Below are 21191 nucleotides of genomic sequence, written 5' to 3' on the forward strand. Positions count from 1 at the left end.
CCGGGTGGGCCGTCACCACATATATGGCACCAGCCGGTAGCGCGCCTGCTGCGCGTATTCGCGGTAGCCGTCCAACTCTTCGACGAGCAGCTTTTCCTCGTCACGGATGCGCACGACCAGCATGATGAGGCCCGAGATGACGGGCAGCAGGCCCCAGTAGGAGCCGAGCGCGAGGGGAACGCCCACGATGGTCAGCACGTTGCCGGTGTACATCGGGTGCCGCACCACCCCGTACAGACCGGTGGAGACGACCTTCTGGCCTTGCTCGATCTGAACCGTGGAGGCCGCGAAACTGTTCTGGATGACCACCAGGCTGGTGATCCCCAACCCGACGACGACCAGGACGTCACCGGCCACACAGACCGCGGCCGGCACCGACGACCAGCCGAATCGATGGTCCAGGGCGCTGATCACCACCATTGCCGCCAGCGAGAGGTACCAGGCGCCGATGAGGACCTTCTGCACCATCCGGGTTTCGGCTGCCGGGCCGGCATGCTTACGGCGCCGGTGGGCCTCGGGGTCGGCGTGCTGCAGGAAGATGCTGGGGATCCAGGTCGACAATGCGAACACCACGAGAAAAACCCAGGCTTGCCAGAAGTCGAGCGTCCCGGCGAGCGAGAACAGCACCAAGCCGAATGCGAAGAGTTCGACAATCCCGAATGCCACTACTCTCGCAACGGCTTTCACGGATCCTCCTGGCACGGCTACCGGCGCGCACAACGCAGCGCTCGGCCTAACCTACAGGGCGGTGACGGTGCCGTCAGGCGGTTCGGCGCCGCGTCCGTCGGGTATCTGTGCTCATTGCCTTTGATCGAGGCGTGGTGCCCTCGGTGAGATTCGAACTCACACTGTACGGGTTTTGAATCCGTTTCCTCTGCCAGTTGGGATACGAGGGCGTTCCGATCAGTACTGCGGCCTACCACCATAGAGGATCCCCCCGCGCTCGCCGAACAGCGGCCTCCACGACACAATGTCTCCCATGACCGGGTCACCGAAAGACGCTGACAGACCGCGCCGCGTACTCATCGCCGAGGACGAAGCGCTCATCCGCCTCGACCTCGCGGAGATGCTTCGCGAAGAGGGTTACGAGGTCGTCGGCGAAGCCGGTGACGGTCAGGAGGCTGTCGAACTCGCCGAATCGCTGCGCCCGGACCTGGTGATCATGGACGTCAAGATGCCGCGCCGCGACGGCATCGACGCCGCCTCTGAGATCGCCAGCAAGCGCATTGCCCCGATCGTGATCCTGACCGCGTTCAGCCAGCGGGAGTTGGTCGAGCGGGCCCGCGACGCAGGGGCGATGGCCTATCTGGTCAAGCCCTTCAGCATCACCGACCTGGTTCCGGCCATCGAGTTGGCGGTCAGTCGGTTCAGCGAGATCGCTGCGCTGGAGAACGAGGTGGCGACACTGGGGGATCGGCTTGAGACGCGCAAGCTGGTCGAGCGCGCAAAGGGTTTGCTGCAGAGCAAGCATCAGATGTCCGAACCTGAGGCGTTCAAGTGGATTCAGCGGGCCGCGATGGACCGCCGGACCACCATGAAACGGGTGGCCGAGGTGGTGCTGGAAACCCTCGAGGACTCAGAGGAATCCCCGGCGCAGGACAGCTGACCGGAGGGCCCGGCTGTTAATTGTGCGTTTCTGCCGGGCCGATATCGCGCGTTCGACCAGGATCCGCGCAAGGACCATTCACTCAACATCCCGCACTCGGACCGGTCGTTGGCTATGTTCTACCCGAAGCTCCGGCGCCCGGCCCTCACCAGGACAGGCGCCGGTGCCGCTGACAACTCTGACCCGGAGGTGAAGCGTGCGCGGTCGCGTGGCACGGAAAGCGTTTGCTCTCGGAAGTGCGGGTGTGGTTGCCCTGGCGATTGCCGGCTGTAACCAATCCTCACCGCAAGGTGAGGCATCGCAGACCGACTTGAAGATTGTCGAGAAGGTCCAGATCGACGAGAACGGTGCCGAGGTCAACGCCGCCGAGGGGGTCACCCCTGCCGACCCTGCCGGAGACGGGAAGGCCACCTGCCCGCCGGTGATGATCGCCATGATGGGCGCGCTCAACGGTCCCGACGCCGCGCTGGGCATCAACATCAAGAACGGCGTACAGCTCGCAATCGACAAGCACAATGCCGCCAATGCCGGTTGCCAGGTGCAGCTCAAGAGCTTTGACACCGAAGGCGATCCGCAGAAGGCAACCGGGGTGGCGCCGCAGATCGTCGACGAGCCGTTCATCGTGGGGCTGGTCGGGCCGGCGTTCTCCGGTGAGACGAAGGCCACCGGAGACGTGTTCAACCAGGCCGGTCTGGTCGCGGCCACCGCGTCGGCCACCAACGTGACGTTGAGCGAAAACGGGTGGCGCACGTTCTTCCGTGGCCTGGCCAATGACGGCGTGCAGGGCCCGTCCGTTGCCAACTACCTCAAGAACACGCTGGGCAACAAGAAGGTGTGTGTGGTCGACGACAGCACCGACTACGGCCTCGGTCTGGCCATAGCGGTACGTGAAACTCTTGGCCCGATTGCCGATTCGTCGTGCAACATCTCGGTGAAGAAGGGGGACAAGGAGTTCTCGGCCGCGGTCACCCAGATCAAAGGGGCGGCTCCCGACTCGGTGTTCTACAGCGGCTACTACGCCGAGGCCGCGCCGTTCGTGCAGCAGCTCAAGGACGGCGGCGTGACGGCGACCTTTGTCAGCGCCGACGGCACCAAGGATCAGCAGTTCGTCAACCAGGCCGGCGAATCGTCGAAGGGCACGCTGTTGTCCTGCCCGTGCGGCCCGGCCACCGGCACGTTCTCCGACGAGTACACCCAGAAGTTCGGCCAGGTGCCGGGTACCTACAGCACCGAGGGCTATGACCTGGGCACCATCCTGCTCAAGGGCATCGACTCCGGTGCCATCACCCGGCCGGCGCTGCTCGACTTCGTCCGCAAGTACGAGGGCCAGGGTGTTGCCCGCAAGTACCAGTGGAACGACAAGGGTGAGCTGACCACCACGTTGATCTGGATGTACGAAGTCAAGTAGTCCTCTGACGAAACGCGTCCGAGACCGCAGCCCGGGCTCGGACGCGTTTCGCTACACATCGCAAAGTCAAAGTCAGGAGCCGCCGCCGGATGATCCACCAGTGCGCCGAGCAATCCGCCTGCCTGGCAGCCAACATCAGTTTCAACCTGGACGGCCTGCGAGACGGTTTCTGGCAGCTGACGATCGACGGCTTGTCCTGGGGCGCGATCTACGCGCTGGTGGCGGTGGGATACACCCTGGTCTTCGGCGTGCTGCGGCTGATCAACTTCGCCCATTCGGAGATCTTCATGCTGGGCATGTTCGGCGCCTACTTCTGTCTGGATGTGATCCTGGGTTTCTCGCCGAGCGGCAACGCCTACAACAAGGGTGTCGCGCTGACCGTGCTGTATCTCGGCATTGCCATGTTGTTCGCGATGTTGGTCTCGGGCTCGGCGGCCATCGGTCTGGAATTCATCGCCTACCGGCCGCTACGAAAACGCAATGCGCGCGCGCTGACCTTCCTCATCACCGCCATCGGAATGTCGTTCGTACTGCAGGAGTTCGTGCACTTCGTGCTGCCGAAGCTGTTGAAGGGCTACGGCGGCAGCAACGCCCAGCAGCCCATCGTGCTGGTCCAGCCGAAATCGCAGTTCACGATCTTCGGCGCGTCCGTGTCGAACGTGACATTGGTGATCGTGGGCGCCGCGCTGGTGCTGGCGGTGTTGACCGACATCGCGATCAACCGCACGAGGTTCGGCCGCGGTATCCGAGCGGTCGCGCAGGATCCGACCACAGCCACGCTGATGGGAATCTCGCGGGAGCGAATCATCATGCGGACCTTCCTCATCGGTGGCCTGCTGGCAGGTGCGGCGGCGTTGCTCTATACGTTGAAGGTGCCGCAGGGCATCATCTATTCGGGCGGATTTCTGCTCGGCATCAAGGCATTCTCGGCCGCCGTACTGGGTGGCATCGGCAATCTTCGGGGTGCCCTGCTGGGTGGGTTGCTGCTGGGCATCGTGGAGAACTACGGGCAGGCGGTATTCGGTACGCAGTGGCGTGATGTCGTGGCGTTCGTTCTGCTGGTACTGGTGCTGCTGTTCCGGCCGACCGGCATACTCGGTGAGAGCCTCGGGAAGGCGCGGGTATGACCGAGCAACACGGTTCACAGTCCGCCGGGTCGCTGACCAAAGCGCTGTTGGCCCCCGGCGACGCCATTCGCGAATGGTGGTCCAGCCTGCCGCGTATCGCCAAATGGCTTGTCGGGGTTGTGGGTTTCGGATTGCTGGGCCTGCTGCCGTTGTTCACTCCCGGCTTCCTCAACACCACCGGCATCAGCTTCGGCGGCACCATGGCGCAGTTCGCGATGGTGGCGATCATCGCGATCGGGCTCAATGTCGTGGTCGGGCAGGCCGGCCTCCTCGACCTCGGCTACGTCGGGTTCTATGCGGTGGGCGCCTACACGGTGGCGCTGCTGACCAGCCCGGACAGTCCGTGGAACAAGGTGGGCCCCAACGGGTTCTTCAGCCAGGACTGGGCATGGCTGTCCTGCCTTCCGCTGGCGATGGCGGTCACCGCCCTGGCCGGCCTCGTCCTGGGAACGCCCACCCTGCGGTTGCGCGGCGACTATCTGGCGATCGTCACCCTCGGTTTCGGTGAGATCATCCGCCTGCTCGCCGACAACCTGTCCGATGTGACCAACGGTTCACGAGGACTCAACCAGATTGCCTACCCGCGGGTGGGGGAGAGCGAGAAGCTGCCCAACGGGGTGTTCTCCAGCGGCAACTCGGCTGGGGAGGCGAACTATGGGACCTGGTGGTTCTGGCTCGGCCTGATCCTGATGGTCGGAATCCTGCTGTTGGTCGGCAACCTCGAGCGCAGCCGGGTCGGACGCGCGTGGGTGGCGGTCCGCGAGGATGAGGACGCCGCCGAGGTGATGGGCGTCAACGCGTTCCGCTTCAAGTTGTGGGCGTTCGTCATCGGCGCCGCGATCGGCGGCCTCTCGGGTGCGCTCTACGCCGGCCAGGTTCAGTACGTGGCACCGCCGACGTTCAACATCATCAACTCGATGTTGTTCCTGTGCGCAGTGGTGCTCGGTGGGCAGGGCAACAAACTCGGTGTCATCTTCGGTGCCTTCGTCGTGGTCTATCTGCCCAACCGGCTGCTGGGGGTGGAGTTTCTGGGAATCAACCTCGGCGACCTCAAGTATCTGTTTTTCGGTCTGGCCCTGGTAGTGCTGATGATCTTTCGGCCGCAGGGTCTGTTCCCCGTGCGTCAGCAGCTGTTGACCTACGGCCGATCGGCTCGACAGTTGTTGCGCGGCTCGTCGGACAAGGAGCCGGTGCTATGACGGAGCCTACGTCCGGTGTGACCGAGAGCGTCGAGGAACTGGCCGGGGTGCACCGCGAGATCCAGGCTGCTGAGGGTGAGATTCTGCTGGAGACAGTCGATCTCACGGTCAAGTTCGGAGGTCTGGTCGCCCTGGATTCGGTCAGCTTCAACATCCGCCGTGGTGAGATCCTGGGTCTGATCGGACCGAACGGCGCGGGCAAGACCACCTGCTTCAATGCGATCACCGGCGTCTACCGGCCCAGCTCGGGAGTCGTCACCTTCGATGGCGCCCCGCTCGGCCGGATCAAGCGTCACCAGATCACGCGACGGGGGATAGCCCGCACGTTCCAGAACATCCGGCTGTTCGGCGAGATGACCGCTCTGGAGAACGTCATGGTGGGCACCGACGCGCGGCACAAGACCTCGGTACCCGGAGCTCTGGTGCGTTCCCCGCGGCACCGGCGCGAGGAACGGTCGGCCATCGAACGGGCCGCGGCGCTGCTCCATTTCGTCGGGATCGCTCATCGTGGCGAGGAGAAGGCAAAGAATCTGCCCTACGGCGACCAGCGACGCCTCGAGATCGCGCGTGCGTTGGCCACCGAGCCCAAGCTGTTGTGCCTCGACGAACCGGCCGCCGGGTTCAATCCGGCCGAGAAGGCCTCGCTCATCGAGCTGATCCGCAAGATCCGCGACGACGGCTACACCGTGCTGTTGATCGAGCACGACATGCGTCTGGTGATGGGCGTGACCGACCGCATCGTGGTTCTGGAGTTCGGCCGCAAGATCGCCGACGGGTTGCCACGCGACATCCGCGAGGACCCCAAGGTCATCGCCGCATATCTGGGGGTGCCCGATGACGAGCTCGGCTGAGACCAGCGCTCCGGTGCTGCTCGAGGTACGCGATGTGGTGGTTCACTATGGCCGGATCAAGGCGTTGCACGGGGTTTCTCTGGTGGTGCACGAGGGCGAATTGGTGACCCTGCTGGGTTCCAACGGCGCCGGCAAGACGACCATGATGCGGGCGATCTCGGGCTTGCGGCCGCTGACCTCGGGTTCGATCTGGTTCGAGGGCCGCGACATCTCCCGGGTGAAGGCGCATCAGCGCGTTATCGACGGGCTGATCCAGGCTCCCGAGGGGCGTGGGGTATTTCCGGGGATGACTGTGCTGGAGAACTTGGAGATGGGTTGCTATGGGCGGAAATTCGCCACCCGCGCCGAGCACGATGAGCGGTTGGACTGGGTGTTCGACACCTTCCCACGGCTGGCCGAGCGGCGATCCCAGGTGGGCGGAACCCTTTCGGGCGGGGAGCAGCAGATGTTGGCCATCGGCCGGGCGCTGATGGCCCGGCCCAGGGTGCTGCTGCTCGATGAGCCGTCGATGGGGCTGGCCCCGATGGTGATATCGCAGATCTTCAAGATCATTTCTGGGATCAACGCTCAGGGCACCACGGTGTTGCTGGTCGAGCAGAATGCCCAGCAGGCCCTGAGCCGGTCCGACCGTGCCTACATTCTGGAAACCGGCGATGTCACCCGCAGCGGTGATGCGCGGGAATTGTTGGCAGACGACAGTATTCGCGCCGCCTACCTCGGCGTCGCCTAGCTCATGGTGGTCAAATCGATCGCGCTGTTCGTCCTGGCCGCGGTACTGGAGATCGGCGGAGCCTGGCTGGTCTGGCAAGGTCTGCGCGAACACCGCGGCTGGATGTGGGTGGGTGCCGGGGTGATCGCGCTGGGCGCCTACGGATTCGTCGCGGCCTTCCAGCCCGACGCCCATTTCGGCCGCGTCCTGGCTGCCTACGGCGGGGTGTTCATCGCCGGATCATTGTTGTGGGGCATGGTCGCCGACGGCTTCCGGCCCGACCGCTGGGACGTCGCGGGTGCGCTGGTGGCTCTGGCCGGGGTCGGTCTGATCATGTATGCCCCGCGCTGACCATCAGGTCAGATGGGCGCTGTCGTCGTCGAGGTCGTGCCGATTCAGGCCCATCGGCGTGGCGGCCGGCACGTCGCCTGCAGCCACCACCTGCCGGGTGATCGGCGTCAACGCCTGAAACAGGGTGATGATCTCGTCGTCGGTCAACGCATCCAGGGCGCCCAGCGCCAAGGCATCGGTGCGGTCCTCGATCGACTGCTTGACGCCGCGTCCGGCCTCGGTGAGCTCACCGTCGCCATCGAGCCAACCGCGCGAGCGCAACTGCTCGACATAACCCGCCCACTGCTCCTCGTCATAGTCGCGGCTGCGCATGATCATCTCGCGCGGCACGCGTCCTGCCGCCGCGTGCAGCACATTGCTCTGCCGTCCACTGATGCCCTCGGCGACCAGAACGGCCACATGGGCGTCGCCGCGATGTTCGCGCAGCAGGGTGACGGCGTGCCACAGTTTGGCGATCGGATCCTCGGGCCATGGCTGGGCCCGGTTGGCGGCGTAGAGCGGACGGCCATCCAAGGGTGCCGTGCGGGCAGCCTTCGCGGTCAGTTCGGCCGCCAACCGGGTCGACTCGGATTCGGCCACCCCGGATCGTCGCAGTGCCGCGGCCGCCGAATCCGACCGAACTTGCAACAGCATTGCCGGACTTGCCTTCTCCCACGCTCCGGGGAGCGCCTTGGCGACCCGCTCGGTGGTGAAGTTGTAGAACGTGGCGGCGACGACGTCGGCAGGCACGATGCCCAGCGGGGCTGAGCGAGCGGCGAAGTAGCCCGTCCAGAAGCCGCGGTAGCCGAGGGCGTCGAGGGCGGCGCGCGACTCGGGGGCGAAGTAGGTGACCGCGTGTACGGGTTCCAGCCGGTCGAAGAAGCGACGCGCGAGTGCGGGAGTACGACCCATATGGCTAGTTAAGCATCGGGCCGGTCGCCTTGTTTCACCGCGGTGGCCGCCTCGTCGATGATGGCCCGCATCGCACGTTCGGCGGCGTCCTCGTCACGCAGCCGGATCGCCCTGGCCACTTCGTCGTGTAACTCGATGGCGGCGGGATTGGGGGAGTCCGGCATCAGGCCATGTTCGGTGCGACCGGCCAGGACCTCGGCCACCACGTCGTTGAGCGCACGGAACATCTCGTTTCCGCTGGCTTCCAGGAGTGTCCGGTGAAATATTTTGTCTGCCAGTAAATATGCGTCGAGATCGCCGGATCGGCCGTGCACCACCATGTCCGAGACGGCGGCAGCGAGAATGCGGCACTGATCCGGGTCGGCCCGCCGGGCAGCCAGTGCCGCGGCCGCCGGTTCGAAACCCCGCCGAAGTTCCGACAGTGAGGCCAGCATCGCGGCCCGGTCGCCGGCGTGCAGGCGCCAGCGAATCAGTCTGGGATCGAAAACATTCCACTTGCGCGCGGGTTGGACGGTAATCCCGACCCGGCGCCTCGACTCCACCATGCCCATCGACTCCAGCACCCGGATCACCTCGCGCGCGACGCTGCGCGAAACCTCGTACTCGGCGCTGAGGCCGTCCAGGGTCAGCACCTGCTCAGCCGCCAGCTCGCCGGAAGCGATTCCGGTGCCGAGGGTGGTCAGCAGGCCAGCATGCAGCGCGCCGACGTTTGAGGGCGATGACACGGTTACATCGTGTCATAGCGGTGCCACACCGGTAATAAACCGATGTAATCGAGATGGTATTGCAATCGTATGACTTTTACGCCATGCTGTGTGACGGCAGACACATGTTGTGAGGCGGATATATGGGGTCACCGGTAGTGGTCATGGGCGTATCGGGGTCGGGAAAGTCGACCGTCGGCGCGGCGTTGGCACAGCGGATGCGAGTGCCGTTCGCCGATGCCGACGACTTTCACCCCGCCGCCAACATCGCGAAGATGTCGGCCGGCAACGCGCTGGATGACAACGACCGCTATCCCTGGTTGGAATCGATCGGTCAGTGGCTCGCCGATCATCACGTCGGCGGCGTGATGAGCTGCTCGGCGCTCAAACACAAATACCGCGACCAACTGCGACAGCACTGCCCTGGCGTCATATTTCTGTATCTGAGCGGCTCAGCCGAGGTGATCCGCCGGCGTCAGGCCAGCCGCCCTGGTCACTTCATGCCGGCCGCGCTGCTGGATTCCCAATTCGCGACGCTGGAACCGCTCGGCCCTGACGAGGTCGGTATCGCCATAGACGTGGATCAGAGCATCGACGCCATAGTCGACGAATACATGGCCCAAACCGACACTGACACAACAGAACAGGAGAACCGATGACCTCGGCGCTCACTCATCTCGCGGCTGGAACAGAACTGGTCGAGCCCGTGGCGGGCGGCGCGCAGTTGGTCCTGGCCGCACTGGCCGGCATAGCCTTGATCGTCCTGCTCATCACGATTGTCAAACTGCACCCGTTCCTCGCACTGATCTTCGGCGCTCTGACCGTGGGCATCGCCGCGGGCGAGAACATCAGCGACGTCCTTGCCTCGTTCTCCAGCGGTTTCGGTTCCACTGCTGCCAGTGTCGGCATACTGATCGCCCTCGGCGCGATGTTCGCCAAGTTGCTCGCCGACTCCGGCGGCGCGGACGAGATCGTGGACACCATCGTCGGGCACGCGTCACCGCGCACGCTGCCGTGGGCGATGGCACTGGTCGGGGCGATCATCGGCCTTCCGATGTTCTTCGAGATCGGGCTGGTGCTGCTGATGCCGGTGATCTACCTGGTGGCACGCCGTTCCCAACTGTCCTTGATCACCGTCGGGATTCCTGCGCTGGCAGGCCTTTCGGCCATGCACGGATTCGTACCGCCACATCCGGGACCCGTCGCCGCAATCTCGTTGCTCAACGCCGACCTTGGGGTCACGCTGGCGCTGGGTGTACTGGTGGCGATCCCGACGATCGTCGTGGCAGGTCCGTTGTTCGGCAAGCTGGCCGGACGCTGGGTCGTTCTCGAGGTTCCCGACCGGTTCGACGCGGCGGACACGGCCGGCACCAACCCGGGCGGCGGCACGGCCGCGACCACCACCGCGACCCCGACGAAGACGCGACCGACCTTCGCGATCACGATGTTCAGCGTTCTGCTGCCGGTGGCCCTGATGATGGGCAAGGCTCTCGTCGACATCTTCGTCGAAGACACGTCGCACTTGCTGCGTCAGACATTCGACATCGTGGGTCAGCCGCTGATGGCGTTGCTCATCGCGGTGGTGGTCGGGATGTTCACCCTCGGTGGCGGGGCGAAGATGACTCGTGACCAGATCGTGAAATGCATCGAATCGTCGCTTCCTCCGGTCGCCGGGATCATCCTGATCGTCGCAGCCGGTGGCGGATTCAAGCAGGTTCTGGTCGACACCGGGATCGGCACATTGCTCGCCGAATGGGCCAAGGGCGCCAATCTTTCGGTCACCCTGCTGGCGTGGGTGCTGGCCGTCCTGATCCGGTTGGCGACGGGGTCGGCCACGGTGGCCACCATCACCGCGTCGTCCCTGATGCTGGGGTTGGTCGAGGGGATGAGCGCCGGTGAGGTGTCGCTGGTCGTGCTCGCGGTCGGTGCCGGCTCGCTGTTCTTCTCACATGTCAACGACGCCGGATTCTGGCTCGTGAAGGAGTATTTCGGGATGACCGTCGGTCAGACCATCAAGTCGTGGTCGCTGATGGAGACGGCGCTGTCGGTGGCCGGTCTGGTTGTCGTCCTGCTGCTGGGGCTGGTGATTTGAGCCGCTGACCCGAGCCCCGGCGTGTGGCACCTGCGCGAACGGGCGCCACACGCAACGGTTCTCAGCTCCGGACCACCTGCGTTCCACCGGCGAATTCGTCGTGCTTGCCCTGCTTGGTCGGGCTGGAGCTGATGGTCACCGCGATGACGATCATCGCGATGATGCCCAGGAACCCGCCCACGAACGGAATGATCGGCAGCAGGGTGAAAGCATTGCGAATCGCCGCCTCCTTCGCCGTCGGCTTCGGCGTACCACCGGGGCCGTGCACCGCCAATCCCAACAGCTTCTTGCCCGGTGTCGCGCCCGTCGCCACCTCGAGACCGACGAAGTACACGAACATCAGCAATCCGCTGAAGAGGCCGGTGACCCAGTAGTTCGACAGCGAATCGGTGATGAACGAAAGGAAGAATGCCACGATCCCGACGATGATCCCGTCGATCACCCGCGCGAACCAGCGGCGAACCAAGCCGCCGGGGGCCTGGGTGGCATAGGGCGGTGGGTAGCCGCCCGGTTGTCCGTATTGTCCGTATCCCGGTTGATAGTCACCCGTGGTCATGCCACAACGTTACCGACCACGGCGCTGGTCGAGTTGGGTTCGCGCGCGATCGGCCAACGCAGCGGAGCGTTCGCGGGCCGCCTCGGCCAGTTCCGGTGCGCGTTCACGGGCGACCAGCGCGAATTCGCCGGCGCGGGCACGTGCGGCGTCAGCCACCTCCGGCCCGTGTTCGCGTGCCAGTTGAGCCAACTCGCCCGCCCGTTCGACGGCCGCGTCGGCCAGCTCGCGGCCGCGTTCGGCACCGACTGCCAGACCGTGCCCGATCCGCTCGGCGATCACGCCGTCGGTGAGCGCGTCACCACCGGCGGACACACCGGGAACTGCGGCCGCGAGGTTGGCCGAGACCTGCTGCGCGGCACGGCGGCCGCGCCAGGCCAGTGACGGTTTGCCCGCCGTATCGGCGGCCGCGATGATCAGGCCGCCGAGCAGACTCACATCGGTGAAGAACTCACGGCGTTGAGCTGCCGCGTGTTGCGGGTCGGCATCTTTCAGGAATGCCTGTGAGCCGATGCTTCGTGGCAACATGGTGACGGCCAGTGCGGCCGCGGTCAGGCGTGGGGCCCGGCCGAGCGCCAGGAGCAGACCGCCGACCACCTGAACTGCCGCGTTGACCCGTGCCACGGCTGCTGCGTTGTTCGGAACCCCGGCTCCTACCGGACCGGGTAGTGCACTCAATGCGCCGAGTGTTCTGCGAGTGGTCTCGGTCGAGGTACTCGGGTCGCGCAGGGTGTCGACACCTCGGGCGATGAAGGTCGCAGACAACATGGGGCGGGCGATTCGTCTGATCAACATGGGCTAGGAGTTCCCGCAGCCCGCGACGGCAAACCTGTGCGGTCAGCTCAGCGGTTGCACGGCAGCATCAGCGCCCGGCGGCGCACCGGAGTAGCTTCGCAGGCGTGCGTCGCGTGGTCGGTGTCGGCGGTGGGCGATGAATTACGACTGGGAAGACCTGGGCCCGGGTGTGTGGCGCACCCGCCTCCCGTTTCTCGATGTGACGGTCGGACTCGTCAGCGGCAGCGCACACGCCCTGCTGGTCGATTCCGGCACGACCCTGGTCGAGGCCCACGGCATCGAGTCCGACGTCGCGGCGCTGACCGGGCAACGCATCGGGCATATCGTCCTGACGCACAATCATTTCGACCATATCCTGGGCTCCTCGTGGTTCAAGGATGCCGAAATCCATTGCGCACCAGAGGTCGCCGAAACCATGGCGGCCGGCCGGGCGCACCTGCGCGCGGACGCGATCGACCACGGTGCCGACATCGACGAAGTCGATCGGGCGATCGCCGCGGTGACAGTGCCCACGCACCGACTGCCCACCGGCGAGATCGATCTGGGTGGCCGAACAGTGAGCATCTGCCGCCCCGGCCCAGGCCATACCCGCCACGACCTCATCGTCACAGTTCCGAATGAGCGCACGGTGGTGTTCTGCGGTGACCTCGTGGAGCAGTCCGGCGATCCGGTCATCTACGCGGATTCCGACCTCGAGGCCTGGCCGGCCACCCTGGAAGCGGTGCTGCGCGCCGGCGCGCAGGATGGCGTGTTCGTTCCCGGTCACGGCGCGGTCGTCGATTCGCATTTCATCCGGCTTCAGCAGGGCTGGCTGCGTGCCCGGCGCCCTTGTTGATCCCCGCCGCCAAATTTAGTTAGCCCATATGCGACGATTCGCCGGTGACCGAGGTTGACGCCCATTTCGTGCAGTCCGAGCAGGACAGGTTCCAGCCGACCCGCTTTGCGCAGAGCCACTGGGGAGAGGACCACCTCAACGGGCCGGCATTGGTCGGACTGGCGGCACGAGCTCTGGAGTCAGCCTTCGGGCTGCCCGAATTTCTGCCTGCCCGGCTGACCGTCGACCTGTTCAAAGCCGCGCGCGGGCTGCCGACCACGACGAAGGTGGCGTTGATCCGCGACGGCAGGCGGGTCCGCAATTCCGAATGCGAGCTGGTCCAGGACGGCGTGACCGTTGCGCGCGCGACGTTGGTGCAATACCGGCTCAGCGCACCCCCGCGAGGTGAGGAGTGGACCGCGCCTGCCCGGTTCGAACCGCCGGCCGCGCTCGACGGGGACCGGATGACGTATATGGGCAGCGACGAGGGCGGTTGGAGTCGTGCGATCGCCGAGCACCAGAACGCGTCCCGCAAGCGGTTCATGAACCGCACCATCACCGTCGTGCGGGGGCATCCGAACTCACCGTTCGTGCGCGCGGCGATGGCGGCCGAGGGCACCAGCCTGGTGACCAACCTGGGCACCGCCGGCGTCGGCTACATCAACGGCGACCTCACGGTCGCCCTGTCACGGTTGCCCGGTGACGAGTGGATCGGCGTCCAGGCGGATTCGCACTGGGCCGACGATGGCGTGGCCGTGGGTGCATCGACGTTGTTCGACAGTGCGGGTGCCTTCGGTACCGGCCTCGTCACAGCGATCAGCAACCCCGAGGCTCAGATCGATTTCTCCGACGACCCGTTTCCGGATCGCACCGCACCACGGTGACCACGTGCGCCCTCCGAAGTTTGCACGGCCCCCGCTGGGCACGATGTATCCGGCGAGTTTCGGTTTGGGGCCCGTCGCGATTCTGGGTGATGACGAAACCTTGTGCGGAGTCTTGGCATTGGGCTCAGGGCACACCACCGACGTCCTGGAGGAATTCGTCGCGAGCATATGATCGGCTCGATCGGCTACCGGCGAAACACCACCCACCGCATGGCGCTGTACATGAAGATCGCCTCGCACCCCCCTGCGACAATCCTGGCCAGGTGGTACTCGACGCCCACCGCGGCCAACACGCTGGATACCCCGAGGATGAACGCCAGGTAGTTGATCACGACCACGATCACATACACCGTGAGCTGGGGGCCGACGGCTGCATGCGAGCGGAAGTTCAGTGTGCGGTTGAGGTAGTAGGCCAGCCCGAAGGCCGCCGCGTATCCGACGGTGATCGCGAGTGGAAGCGGGGCCCCGAAGGCACCGTGCAGGGCCGTCAGGATCGCCAGATCGACACCGAAGGTAAAGGTGTTGATCAGCACGAAACCCAGGAATGTGGGCGCGACAACGGAATTCAGTGGTCCCGGCAGACGGCGTACCATTCGTACACATAGTCGGTGAAACCGCTCGGCCTTGGTCAACCGGTCCGGTTTGTTCCGCACATGGACACCGTGGCATCAGAAGGTTGCAGCTAGTTGAGCGCCAGACCAACCGTGAATGGTGAACAGGCTCACTCAGAGATCTCGACACCTTCATAGCTGCTCAGCATCTCAGTGTTGGGCAACGCCATCTGCAGGTACACGTCGATGTGACGGATCTTGTCGTCGGCGGTGAACTCGTACACGGACATCGAGTTGACGACCGATTCGAAATCGCCCATCTTCGTGCGCTCCTCGAGCTCGAGAAACACCACGCCGTCCACCTCGCTGACGCGCTTGAACAGGCCGTCCCATTCCGATGCCGTAGCCCAGTTGGTCAGGAAATCGGTGTACTGATCCCAGGTCATCGTTTCTTTGAAGTTCCCGACCCGTTCGAACTCGTCGACCGCGATCAGCTCCGCTAGCGGCGCCCAGCCCTCGGCCCCGAACCCGGGTTGCTTGGCGGCGTCCACGAGTTGCTTGGTGGTCACCGCATACTGCACGGCCATGCGGCTGCGGCCGGTGTACGAGTCGACGACCTCACTGACGTGTTTCAACGAAAAGTCCTATCGGTAGTGGATTTCGAGGCGGGCTCGATCAGGAGTCGGCGGCGGCCGCCAGGTACTTGTCGACGACCGAATGGAAGTGGGCGATGACGACTTCTTCTTTGACCAACGCCATGTGTTTCAGTGCGGTGTTGCGCAACCCGATCTGCTGGCGCGGCATCTGCTCGTAATCCTGTTGCAGCGCCTCGAAATACTTGAAGCTGCCTGGTTCATCGACAACGATCGGTTCAGCGGTGAACGCGGCCTTGGCCTCGTCGGGCAGCCACATGTAGCTGGCGACGTGCCAGATGCAGCGGTTGGGGTTTCCGTCGGGGTGCGGCAGCGACATGATGATGTGCGCTTCTCCGGCGCGGATCGTCATGAAGAAGTTCGGGAACCAGACCCAACCGTGATTGTCGCTCATCTGGGCGTCGGTCAGCCCGCTGACGTCAAGTCCCATGTTGGTCAAGGTGTCTCGCGTCGCCCTCTGCATAAGGGTGCGCGCGGTGACACCGTCGGGAAAGTTGAGTGTTCCGTCCGCGCCCCGGTACTCGGCGACGAGCTCCTGGAATCGGGGGATGACCGCGACGGTGGACGGAAATGTCTCGGGTAGGTCCATGATTCCGTCGACCTGCTGTTCAGGGGTGGCGCCGACGACGTCGAACGGTGCCATCGACACGCTGTGCTGCTCGAAGAATCGGTACCGGCTGGTGGCGGGGTCGATGTTGATCACCCGCAGCAACTGGGGATGGATGCCGTCGATGTGGTAGCCCTCCTGGAAGGCGTCGAGCACGACCTTCCAGTTGCAGTCGATGGCTTCGGTCACGTCCATCACGGTGACCATCTGGTCGAGGTGGTAGGGCGCGAGCATCGTCGCGACCTCTTCGCCGATGAAATCCGCCAGTGGCGCCGCGTCCGGATCCGGATTCAGGAAGATGAAACCGGCGAAGGTGTCCACCGCGACCTCGATCAGCCCGTGCGTGTCCTTGTCGATCGGCCCGGCCAACGCTTCGCGCAGCATGCCTTTGAGCCGCCCGTCGAGGTCATAGGACCATAAGTGGTACTGACACAGGAAGCCGCGCTTGGCATTTCCGCGCGATTCTCGGCACAGCACGTTGCCTCGATGCCGGCACGCATTGACGAACCCGCGAAGCCGCGTGTCCTTGCCGCGCACGATGAGGTAGGACTGGTCGAAGATCTGGTACTGCTTCCAGTCGCCCGCCTTGGTCAACTCGTCGACCCGGCCGACTACCTGCCAGACTTTGTTCCATATCGAATCACGCTCCTGGGCGACGAATTCCGGAGCAATGTAGCGACTGGTCGGAATTTCCATCCGATACGCATCGGGGGCGATGTCGCCGAGGCCGGTGGCGTTCTCGACCCAATCTCCGGGACGTGCTGTCTGCACGGGCGGACCTCCTCGATCGATATGTGGGCGGTGAGGTGTCATTTGTGACTGCAGTCACTACTATACATAGCCGTATATGCAATACAAGGATGAATATCTGTGCTGTGAAGCGTGTGAACACAACTGCGCCGACCTTTGACAGGATGGGCCCATGGCCGAACGCTGGACCAAGCAACGCCGCTTGGAGCACACCCGCAATGTCTTGCTGGATGCCGCCGAGGAGGTGTTCGCACGCAAAGGGTTTGACGGGGCCGCGCTCGAAGACATCGCCGAGGTCGGGGGATACACCCGCGGCGCGATCTACTCGCACTTCGGCAGCAAGGCCGAGTTGTTCCTGGCGGTCATCGAACGACAGCGTCAACAATTCCTCGACGGCTTCGCCGACGTGATCGCCACGTTTCACCGGCTCGAGGATCTCGACGCCGACGAACTCGGTGATCGCTGGCGGGATCTGGTCGCCGTCGAGGGGCCCGACCGCGCCGTCCTCGGATCCGAGTACACCCTGTTCCTGCTTCGCAATCCCGAGGCGCGGGAGCGGGTGGCCGCGCAACGAGAGGAAACGGTCCGAGCGCTGGCCGACTACATCGCCAAAGGCGCAGCCCGACTGGGAGGCCACGTGAGTATCCCGGCCTTGGACCTGGCTCGTGTCATTCTGGCCGCCAACGACGGCGTCACCCTCAACAGCCTGTTGGACGACCAGGCGGTCTATCGGCCCTTCCTTCGCATGGTGCTGGCCAATATCGTTGTCCCCAAAAGCAACAACTCGTGAGCAAGACCCACCATCCGGCGCGTACCGGCGCGCTGATGGCGATGGCCTCCATGCTCTGCGTGCAGATCGGCCTGGCGGTGGCTGTCGGTTTGATCGACCAGATCGGTGCCGAGGGCGCCGCGTGGCTGCGGCTGGCATGGGCCGGTGTCCTGATGCTCGTGATCGTGCGGCCTCGCCCCTCCGCCTTCACCAAGTCCGCATTCTGGACCTGCGTCTCCCTCGGTGTCGTCACTGCCGGGGTGACGATGCTCTTCATGGCCGCGCTGTCCCGCATCCCGCTCGGTACGGCCAGTGCGCTGGAGTTTCTCGGCCCGCTGGGAGTGGCTGTCGCGCACGGACAGGGTCGCAATCGCATCCTGTGGCCCGGGCTGGCGGCGGCCGGTGTCGTGCTGCTCACCGAGCCCTGGACCGGCGACGTCGATCTCGTCGGTGTGCTCTTCGCGCTGAGTGCCGCGCTGTGCTGGGCGTGTTACATCCTGCTGACCCAACGGGTCGGCGACGAGGTAGCCGGCATCAAAGGACTCGGGGTGTCGATGCCGGTCGCCGGGTTGGTCAGCACTGCCGTCGTCGGGCCGTCGATATTTCCCCAATTGACCCCGCAGTTGCTGCTGATCGGTGTGGGCCTGGCTGTCCTGCTACCGGTGGTGCCGTTCGCGCTGGAGATGTCTGCGTTGCGGTATCTGAGCACGGCGGCGTTCGGAACGCTGATGGCCCTGGAGCCGGCCTTCGCGATGCTGGTCGGGTTCGTGCTGCTGCACCAGATCCCGGCCCCGTCCGCGGTGATCGGAATCTGTCTCGTGGTGGCAGCGGGGATCGGTGCGGCGCGCACGGGAGCGCGCGCCACACCGGTCCCGGCCGAAATCGGTTGACGAGGAACCTCAGGTTCAGACGTCGATCCGCTTGCGCCGGTACAGCGTCCCGGCCACGAGCAACAACAGGCTGACCACCAAGATCGCGGTGGCGAGCACGTTGATCTGCGGTGGCACAGCGGCTTTGACCGCAGCGTTGACATACAGGGGATAGGTCACCGTGGAGCCGCTGACGAAGTAGGTGATGATGAAGTCGTCGAGGGACAACGCAAACGACAGCATCGCGGCGGCGACGATTCCAGGGACGATCAGCGGCAGGGTCACTTTGAAGAACGTCCGGGTAGGGCTGGCGCCCAGATCCATCGAGGCGTCCTCGAGCGTCCAGTCGAAACCGCGTACCCGGGCGCGGACCGTCATCGCGACAAAGCTGACCTGAAATGCGATATGTGCCAGCACGATCGTCGTGTAGCCGGTGGCCCAGCCCAGGTCGAGGAACAGTGTCAGGAGCGAGGCACCCATCACCACCTCGGGCGCGGTCAGCGGCAACACGAGAAACGTGTCGACCGTTTTCTGGCCACGGAATCGCTGACGCACCAGTGCGATTGCCACCAACGTGCCCAGCACCAGGGCCACAGCGGTCGATACCGCGGCGACGTTGAGACTGAGCTTCAGTGCGTCGGTGAGTGCCGGGTATTTGAACGGGTGCGCCCAGTTGTCGAGGGTGAATCCCTGCCAGGTGTAGTTGAACTTGCCTGCCGGATCGTTGAACGAGAACAGCACGATCACGAAAATCGGCAGAAACAGGTACAGCAACACCAGGCCCGCGACGAGCCGCAGCACCAGGTCACCCCACCTGGGGGAGCCCTTGACGGTCCTGGATACGGGCTGCTCGAGCGGCTCGGTCATGGCCTGAGTGGTCACACCAGATCCTCCGTCCCCAGTGCCCGGGTGTAGAGCAGCACGCCGGCCAGGATGATGGCCATCAGCACCATGCTCAGCGCGGCGGCGGCCGGATAGTCTTTGACCACCAGGAACTGTTTCTGGATCACATTGCCGATCATGGTGGTCTGGGTGCTGCCGAGGTAGTCGGCGTTGATGAAGTCGCCGACCGCCGGGATGAACACCAGCATGCTGCCGGCGAGCACCCCCGGCATCGACAGCGGCAGAATCACTTTGGTGAAACTACGCCGGTTGGACGAGTACAGGTCCTTGGAGGCCTCGATCAGGCGCGGATCGATCTTCTCCAGGCTCACATAGAGCGGCAGGATCATGAAGATGATCCAGTTGTAGACCAGGCCACCGATCACCGCCCAACTCGTCGACAGCAGCCGTCCCTCGCTGGGCAGCAGGCCGATCGAGCCGAGTGCGCTGACCACCAAGCCGTCATCGGCCAGGATCGTCTTCCAGGCGATGGTGCGGATCAGGAAGGTCACGAAGAACGGCAGGATGACCAGTCCGAGGATGAGGTTCTTGTACCGGCCCGCTTTGAACGCGATGACGTAGGCCAACGGAAATGCCAGCATCGCACACACCACGGTGGCCACCAGTGCGTAGCCGAAAGACCGAAGGATCTGATCTTGGTACACGGTGAAGGCGTGGACGTAATTGCCGAAGTTCCAATCGAACTGCAGCGTGGGCAGATACACCGAGCCACCTGATGTGGACAACGACGTGCGCGCCAACGAGAAGAACGGCACCACGAAGAAGATTCCGAGGTACACCAGGGCCGGCAGGATCATCAGGTACGGCGCGATCCTGCTCCGCTGCCGGCTGCTGGTGGCCACACCCGCCATCGGCCTCAGCCTCCGGTCACTGCGGCGTAGAGGGTGTTGAACTCCTGGGTCTTCTCATCCGACAGCGCCGGCCACGACTTCAGCTTCGCCTGCATGTCGGCGGGCGGGTTGATCAAGGGGTTGCTCGCGATCTTGGGATCGATCTTGGCGAGTTCGTCGGTCATGTCGGACAACACGGGCACGAACTGGGTGAACGCGATGAGTTTGGCGTAGTTGGCCCGGTCGTAGACGTAGTCGATCCAGTCCTCGGCGGCCTTCTGGTTCTGTGTGGTGTAGGGGATCACCATGGTGTCGATGAACCAATCGCCACCGGACTCGGGAATGATGAACTTCAGGTCCGGATTGTCGGCCTGCAGTTGCACCACGTCACCCGAATATGCCTGGGCCACCGCGATATTGCCGGCTGCGAGGTCATCAGCGTAGTCGTTGCCCGTGAACCGGCGGATCTGGCCCTTGTCCTTTTGGTCGCGGATGAAATCGACGGCCTTGGTGATGGATTCGGTGGTCGGGTCCTCCACGGAATTACCCTGCCACTGCATGATCATCCCGAGCCCGTCCTGGACGTCGGACAACAGGCTGACCCGGCCCTTGAACGCAGGATCCCACAGATCGTCGATCTTGGTGATGTCACGTCCGGTGGCGGCGCTGTTATATGCCAGACCGACCATGCCGGTCATATACGGAGCCGTGTACTTGCGTCCGGGATCGGCCTTGGAGTTGAGCAGGTCCTGGCGCAGGTTCTTCATGTTGGGCACGCGTGAATCGCGGATTTCGTTGAGCCACTTGAGTCCGGCAAGCCGCACTGCCATGAACTCGGTGGGCACGACGAGGTCGGCGCCGATGTCCTGCATGCGCGACAGCGGTTCTTTCGCCTTGGCGAACCACTGTTCGTTGTCGTTGAAGTCTTCCTTGTAATCCACCGTCAGGCCGGTGGCAGTCTGGAATCCTGCGACGAATCCGTCAGCCATGTAAAGCGGCCAGTTCGAAATGCGGACGGTGCCGGTGGCCGGGGACCCGTCGTCGGGTGCAGCCGAGGTGCTCGGCGCACCGGACTCCTCACCTGAACTGCACGCGGCCAGGACCGATGGCCCCAACGCCAGTGCGGCGGCGGCAGCGGCGCCGCCACCGAGGAATCGGCGGCGTGAGGTCCGGTTCGCGGTGAGCCGGGCGAGCAATCGGGGATCGAGATTGTCGGGCATGGGCGGCCTTTCGGGGTATTCGGGCGCTTGACGCAAATGAGGGTGGCGGGGCGCA

The 21191-nt window shown here is 64.5% G+C and carries 24 protein-coding genes, 1 tRNA gene and 1 pseudogene; 14 read left to right on the forward strand and 12 right to left on the reverse strand.

Annotation, left to right across the window (positions count from 1 at the left end; genetic code table 11):
• Window positions 1-12 precede the first annotated feature (12 nt).
• Together E0T84_RS03480 and E0T84_RS03485 are read right to left on the reverse strand one after the other, a co-directional pair.
• Window positions 13-687 (reverse strand): isoprenylcysteine carboxylmethyltransferase family protein, encoded by a 675-nt coding sequence (locus E0T84_RS03480; protein WP_070189416.1) that lies wholly within the window; start codon window positions 685-687, stop codon window positions 13-15.
• A gap of 132 nt (window positions 688-819) precedes the next feature.
• Window positions 820-896: transfer RNA gene (locus tag E0T84_RS03485), tRNA-Leu, on the reverse strand.
• 83 nt (window positions 897-979) lie between these two features.
• Here E0T84_RS03485 and E0T84_RS03490 point away from each other — a divergent pair.
• The 7 genes from E0T84_RS03490 to E0T84_RS03520 all read left to right on the forward strand — a co-directional run bounded on the left by E0T84_RS03490 (window position 980) and on the right by E0T84_RS03520 (window position 7251).
• The gene (locus E0T84_RS03490; RefSeq protein WP_070945754.1) at window positions 980-1606 is read left to right on the forward strand and encodes an ANTAR domain-containing response regulator; all 627 of its coding nucleotides are present in this window, start codon (window positions 980-982) and stop codon (window positions 1604-1606) included.
• Window positions 1607-1802: 196 nt separating this feature from the next.
• Window positions 1803-3014 carry a branched-chain amino acid ABC transporter substrate-binding protein gene (locus tag E0T84_RS03495; protein WP_070945753.1) on the forward strand — a complete coding sequence of 404 codons (1212 nt, stop codon included), beginning with the start codon at window positions 1803-1805 and terminating at the stop codon, window positions 3012-3014.
• Window positions 3015-3103: 89 nt separating this feature from the next.
• Complete coding sequence (locus E0T84_RS03500; protein WP_138743757.1) at window positions 3104-4141, forward strand: branched-chain amino acid ABC transporter permease; 1038 nt, start codon at window positions 3104-3106, stop codon at window positions 4139-4141.
• A complete protein-coding gene (locus tag E0T84_RS03505; RefSeq protein ID WP_138743758.1) occupies window positions 4138-5340 on the forward strand; it encodes a branched-chain amino acid ABC transporter permease in 1203 nt (400 codons plus the stop codon). Before E0T84_RS03500 ends, E0T84_RS03505 begins: the two co-directional genes overlap by 4 nt.
• Entirely contained in the window at window positions 5337-6191 is an 855-nt protein-coding gene (locus E0T84_RS03510; RefSeq protein ID WP_138743759.1) for an ABC transporter ATP-binding protein, read from the forward strand. The genes E0T84_RS03505 and E0T84_RS03510 overlap by 4 nt, the downstream gene beginning before the upstream one ends.
• The gene (locus tag E0T84_RS03515) at window positions 6175-6921 is read left to right on the forward strand and encodes an ABC transporter ATP-binding protein (protein ID WP_138743760.1); all 747 of its coding nucleotides are present in this window, start codon (window positions 6175-6177) and stop codon (window positions 6919-6921) included. The genes E0T84_RS03510 and E0T84_RS03515 overlap by 17 nt, the downstream gene beginning before the upstream one ends.
• Before the next feature lie 3 nt (window positions 6922-6924).
• A complete protein-coding gene (locus tag E0T84_RS03520; RefSeq protein ID WP_138743761.1) occupies window positions 6925-7251 on the forward strand; it encodes a YnfA family protein in 327 nt (108 codons plus the stop codon).
• 3 nt (window positions 7252-7254) lie between these two features.
• On the opposite strand, the gene E0T84_RS03525 is transcribed toward E0T84_RS03520, so the two are convergent.
• A complete protein-coding gene (locus E0T84_RS03525; RefSeq protein ID WP_138743762.1) occupies window positions 7255-8142 on the reverse strand; it encodes a hypothetical protein in 888 nt (295 codons plus the stop codon).
• Between the two features lie 8 nt (window positions 8143-8150).
• Window positions 8151-8867, reverse strand: a complete 717-nt coding sequence (locus E0T84_RS03530; protein WP_138743763.1) for a FadR/GntR family transcriptional regulator — start codon at window positions 8865-8867, stop codon at window positions 8151-8153.
• 122 nt (window positions 8868-8989) lie between these two features.
• Here E0T84_RS03530 and E0T84_RS03535 point away from each other — a divergent pair, with 122 nt between their 5' ends.
• Window positions 8990-9505: a gluconokinase gene (locus E0T84_RS03535; protein ID WP_138743764.1), complete on the forward strand. Its 516-nt coding sequence runs from the start codon at window positions 8990-8992 to the stop codon at window positions 9503-9505.
• Window positions 9502-10938 (forward strand): gluconate:H+ symporter, encoded by a 1437-nt coding sequence (locus E0T84_RS03540; protein WP_138743765.1) that lies wholly within the window; start codon window positions 9502-9504, stop codon window positions 10936-10938. Before E0T84_RS03535 ends, E0T84_RS03540 begins: the two co-directional genes overlap by 4 nt.
• 61 nt (window positions 10939-10999) lie before the next feature.
• On the opposite strand, the gene E0T84_RS03545 is transcribed toward E0T84_RS03540, so the two are convergent.
• Window positions 11000-11494, reverse strand: coding sequence for an RDD family protein (locus E0T84_RS03545; protein WP_138743766.1), 495 nt, complete (start codon window positions 11492-11494; stop codon window positions 11000-11002).
• A 9-nt stretch (window positions 11495-11503) separates the two neighbouring features.
• Complete coding sequence (locus tag E0T84_RS03550; protein ID WP_138743767.1) at window positions 11504-12259, reverse strand: DoxX family protein; 756 nt, start codon at window positions 12257-12259, stop codon at window positions 11504-11506.
• A 163-nt stretch (window positions 12260-12422) separates the two neighbouring features.
• On the opposite strand from E0T84_RS03550, the gene E0T84_RS03555 reads away from it, so the two are divergent.
• The 3 genes and pseudogenes from E0T84_RS03555 to E0T84_RS32190 form a co-directional block, all read left to right on the forward strand.
• On the forward strand, window positions 12423-13121 hold the full coding sequence (locus E0T84_RS03555) for an MBL fold metallo-hydrolase (RefSeq protein WP_138743768.1): 699 nt from the start codon (window positions 12423-12425) through the stop codon (window positions 13119-13121).
• A 44-nt stretch (window positions 13122-13165) separates the two neighbouring features.
• Window positions 13166-13984, forward strand: coding sequence for an acyl-CoA thioesterase domain-containing protein (locus tag E0T84_RS03560; RefSeq protein ID WP_171054890.1), 819 nt, complete (start codon window positions 13166-13168; stop codon window positions 13982-13984).
• 34 nt (window positions 13985-14018) lie between these two features.
• Window positions 14019-14123 (forward strand): annotated as a pseudogene (locus E0T84_RS32190) (peptidase M42); the annotation flags it as partial.
• A 46-nt stretch (window positions 14124-14169) separates the two neighbouring features.
• On the opposite strand, the gene E0T84_RS03570 reads toward E0T84_RS32190, so the two are convergent.
• The 3 genes from E0T84_RS03570 to E0T84_RS03580 all read right to left on the reverse strand — a co-directional run bounded on the left by E0T84_RS03570 (window position 14170) and on the right by E0T84_RS03580 (window position 16566).
• Window positions 14170-14577, reverse strand: a complete 408-nt coding sequence (locus tag E0T84_RS03570) for a GtrA family protein (protein WP_083284555.1) — start codon at window positions 14575-14577, stop codon at window positions 14170-14172.
• A gap of 128 nt (window positions 14578-14705) precedes the next feature.
• Entirely contained in the window at window positions 14706-15122 is a 417-nt protein-coding gene (locus E0T84_RS03575) for a hypothetical protein (RefSeq protein ID WP_070189472.1), read from the reverse strand.
• Between the two features lie 88 nt (window positions 15123-15210).
• Window positions 15211-16566: an SRPBCC family protein gene (locus E0T84_RS03580; RefSeq protein ID WP_138743770.1), complete on the reverse strand. Its 1356-nt coding sequence runs from the start codon at window positions 16564-16566 to the stop codon at window positions 15211-15213.
• Between the two features lie 151 nt (window positions 16567-16717).
• Between E0T84_RS03580 and E0T84_RS03585 the strand changes: the two genes are divergently transcribed.
• Entirely contained in the window at window positions 16718-17335 is a 618-nt protein-coding gene (locus tag E0T84_RS03585) for a TetR/AcrR family transcriptional regulator (RefSeq protein ID WP_138743771.1), read from the forward strand.
• Between the two features lie 35 nt (window positions 17336-17370).
• Window positions 17371-18204, forward strand: coding sequence for a DMT family transporter (locus E0T84_RS03590; protein WP_138743860.1), 834 nt, complete (start codon window positions 17371-17373; stop codon window positions 18202-18204).
• Between the two features lie 15 nt (window positions 18205-18219).
• On the opposite strand, the gene E0T84_RS03595 is transcribed toward E0T84_RS03590, so the two are convergent.
• Genes E0T84_RS03595 through E0T84_RS03605 form a run of 3 tightly spaced genes read right to left on the reverse strand, consistent with a single transcriptional unit; the run spans window position 18220 to window position 21136 of the window.
• Window positions 18220-19065 carry an ABC transporter permease gene (locus E0T84_RS03595; RefSeq protein ID WP_070189435.1) on the reverse strand — a complete coding sequence of 282 codons (846 nt, stop codon included), beginning with the start codon at window positions 19063-19065 and terminating at the stop codon, window positions 18220-18222.
• On the reverse strand, window positions 19062-19937 hold the full coding sequence (locus E0T84_RS03600) for an ABC transporter permease (protein WP_070189436.1): 876 nt from the start codon (window positions 19935-19937) through the stop codon (window positions 19062-19064). The genes E0T84_RS03595 and E0T84_RS03600 overlap by 4 nt, the downstream gene beginning before the upstream one ends.
• A gap of 5 nt (window positions 19938-19942) precedes the next feature.
• Window positions 19943-21136: a spermidine/putrescine ABC transporter substrate-binding protein gene (locus tag E0T84_RS03605; protein ID WP_070189437.1), complete on the reverse strand. Its 1194-nt coding sequence runs from the start codon at window positions 21134-21136 to the stop codon at window positions 19943-19945.
• Window positions 21137-21191 lie beyond the last annotated feature (55 nt).

Origin of the sequence: Mycobacterium sp. DBP42 (genome assembly GCF_005924235.1) — a bacterium.
GTDB lineage: Bacteria > Actinomycetota > Actinomycetes > Mycobacteriales > Mycobacteriaceae > Mycobacterium > Mycobacterium syngnathidarum.

Coding starts and splice junctions, on each gene's coding strand:
- E0T84_RS03545 (WP_138743766.1), bottom strand. CDS start 11,494: ATGACCACGGGTGACTATCAACCGGGATACGGACAATACGGACAACCG.
- E0T84_RS03585 (WP_138743771.1), top strand. CDS start 16,718: ATGGCCGAACGCTGGACCAAGCAACGCCGCTTGGAGCACACCCGCAAT.
- E0T84_RS03600 (WP_070189436.1), bottom strand. CDS start 19,937: ATGGCGGGTGTGGCCACCAGCAGCCGGCAGCGGAGCAGGATCGCGCCG.
- E0T84_RS03535 (WP_138743764.1), top strand. CDS start 8,990: ATGGGGTCACCGGTAGTGGTCATGGGCGTATCGGGGTCGGGAAAGTCG.
- E0T84_RS03500 (WP_138743757.1), top strand. CDS start 3,104: ATGATCCACCAGTGCGCCGAGCAATCCGCCTGCCTGGCAGCCAACATC.
- E0T84_RS03510 (WP_138743759.1), top strand. CDS start 5,337: ATGACGGAGCCTACGTCCGGTGTGACCGAGAGCGTCGAGGAACTGGCC.
- E0T84_RS03555 (WP_138743768.1), top strand. CDS start 12,423: ATGAATTACGACTGGGAAGACCTGGGCCCGGGTGTGTGGCGCACCCGC.
- E0T84_RS03525 (WP_138743762.1), bottom strand. CDS start 8,142: ATGGGTCGTACTCCCGCACTCGCGCGTCGCTTCTTCGACCGGCTGGAA.
- E0T84_RS03540 (WP_138743765.1), top strand. CDS start 9,502: ATGACCTCGGCGCTCACTCATCTCGCGGCTGGAACAGAACTGGTCGAG.
- E0T84_RS03515 (WP_138743760.1), top strand. CDS start 6,175: ATGACGAGCTCGGCTGAGACCAGCGCTCCGGTGCTGCTCGAGGTACGC.
- E0T84_RS03570 (WP_083284555.1), bottom strand. CDS start 14,577: ATGGTACGCCGTCTGCCGGGACCACTGAATTCCGTTGTCGCGCCCACA.
- E0T84_RS03550 (WP_138743767.1), bottom strand. CDS start 12,259: ATGTTGTCTGCGACCTTCATCGCCCGAGGTGTCGACACCCTGCGCGAC.
- E0T84_RS03520 (WP_138743761.1), top strand. CDS start 6,925: ATGGTGGTCAAATCGATCGCGCTGTTCGTCCTGGCCGCGGTACTGGAG.
- E0T84_RS03590 (WP_138743860.1), top strand. CDS start 17,371: ATGGCGATGGCCTCCATGCTCTGCGTGCAGATCGGCCTGGCGGTGGCT.
- E0T84_RS03575 (WP_070189472.1), bottom strand. CDS start 15,122: ATGGCCGTGCAGTATGCGGTGACCACCAAGCAACTCGTGGACGCCGCC.
- E0T84_RS03505 (WP_138743758.1), top strand. CDS start 4,138: ATGACCGAGCAACACGGTTCACAGTCCGCCGGGTCGCTGACCAAAGCG.
- E0T84_RS03605 (WP_070189437.1), bottom strand. CDS start 21,136: ATGCCCGACAATCTCGATCCCCGATTGCTCGCCCGGCTCACCGCGAAC.
- E0T84_RS03490 (WP_070945754.1), top strand. CDS start 980: ATGACCGGGTCACCGAAAGACGCTGACAGACCGCGCCGCGTACTCATC.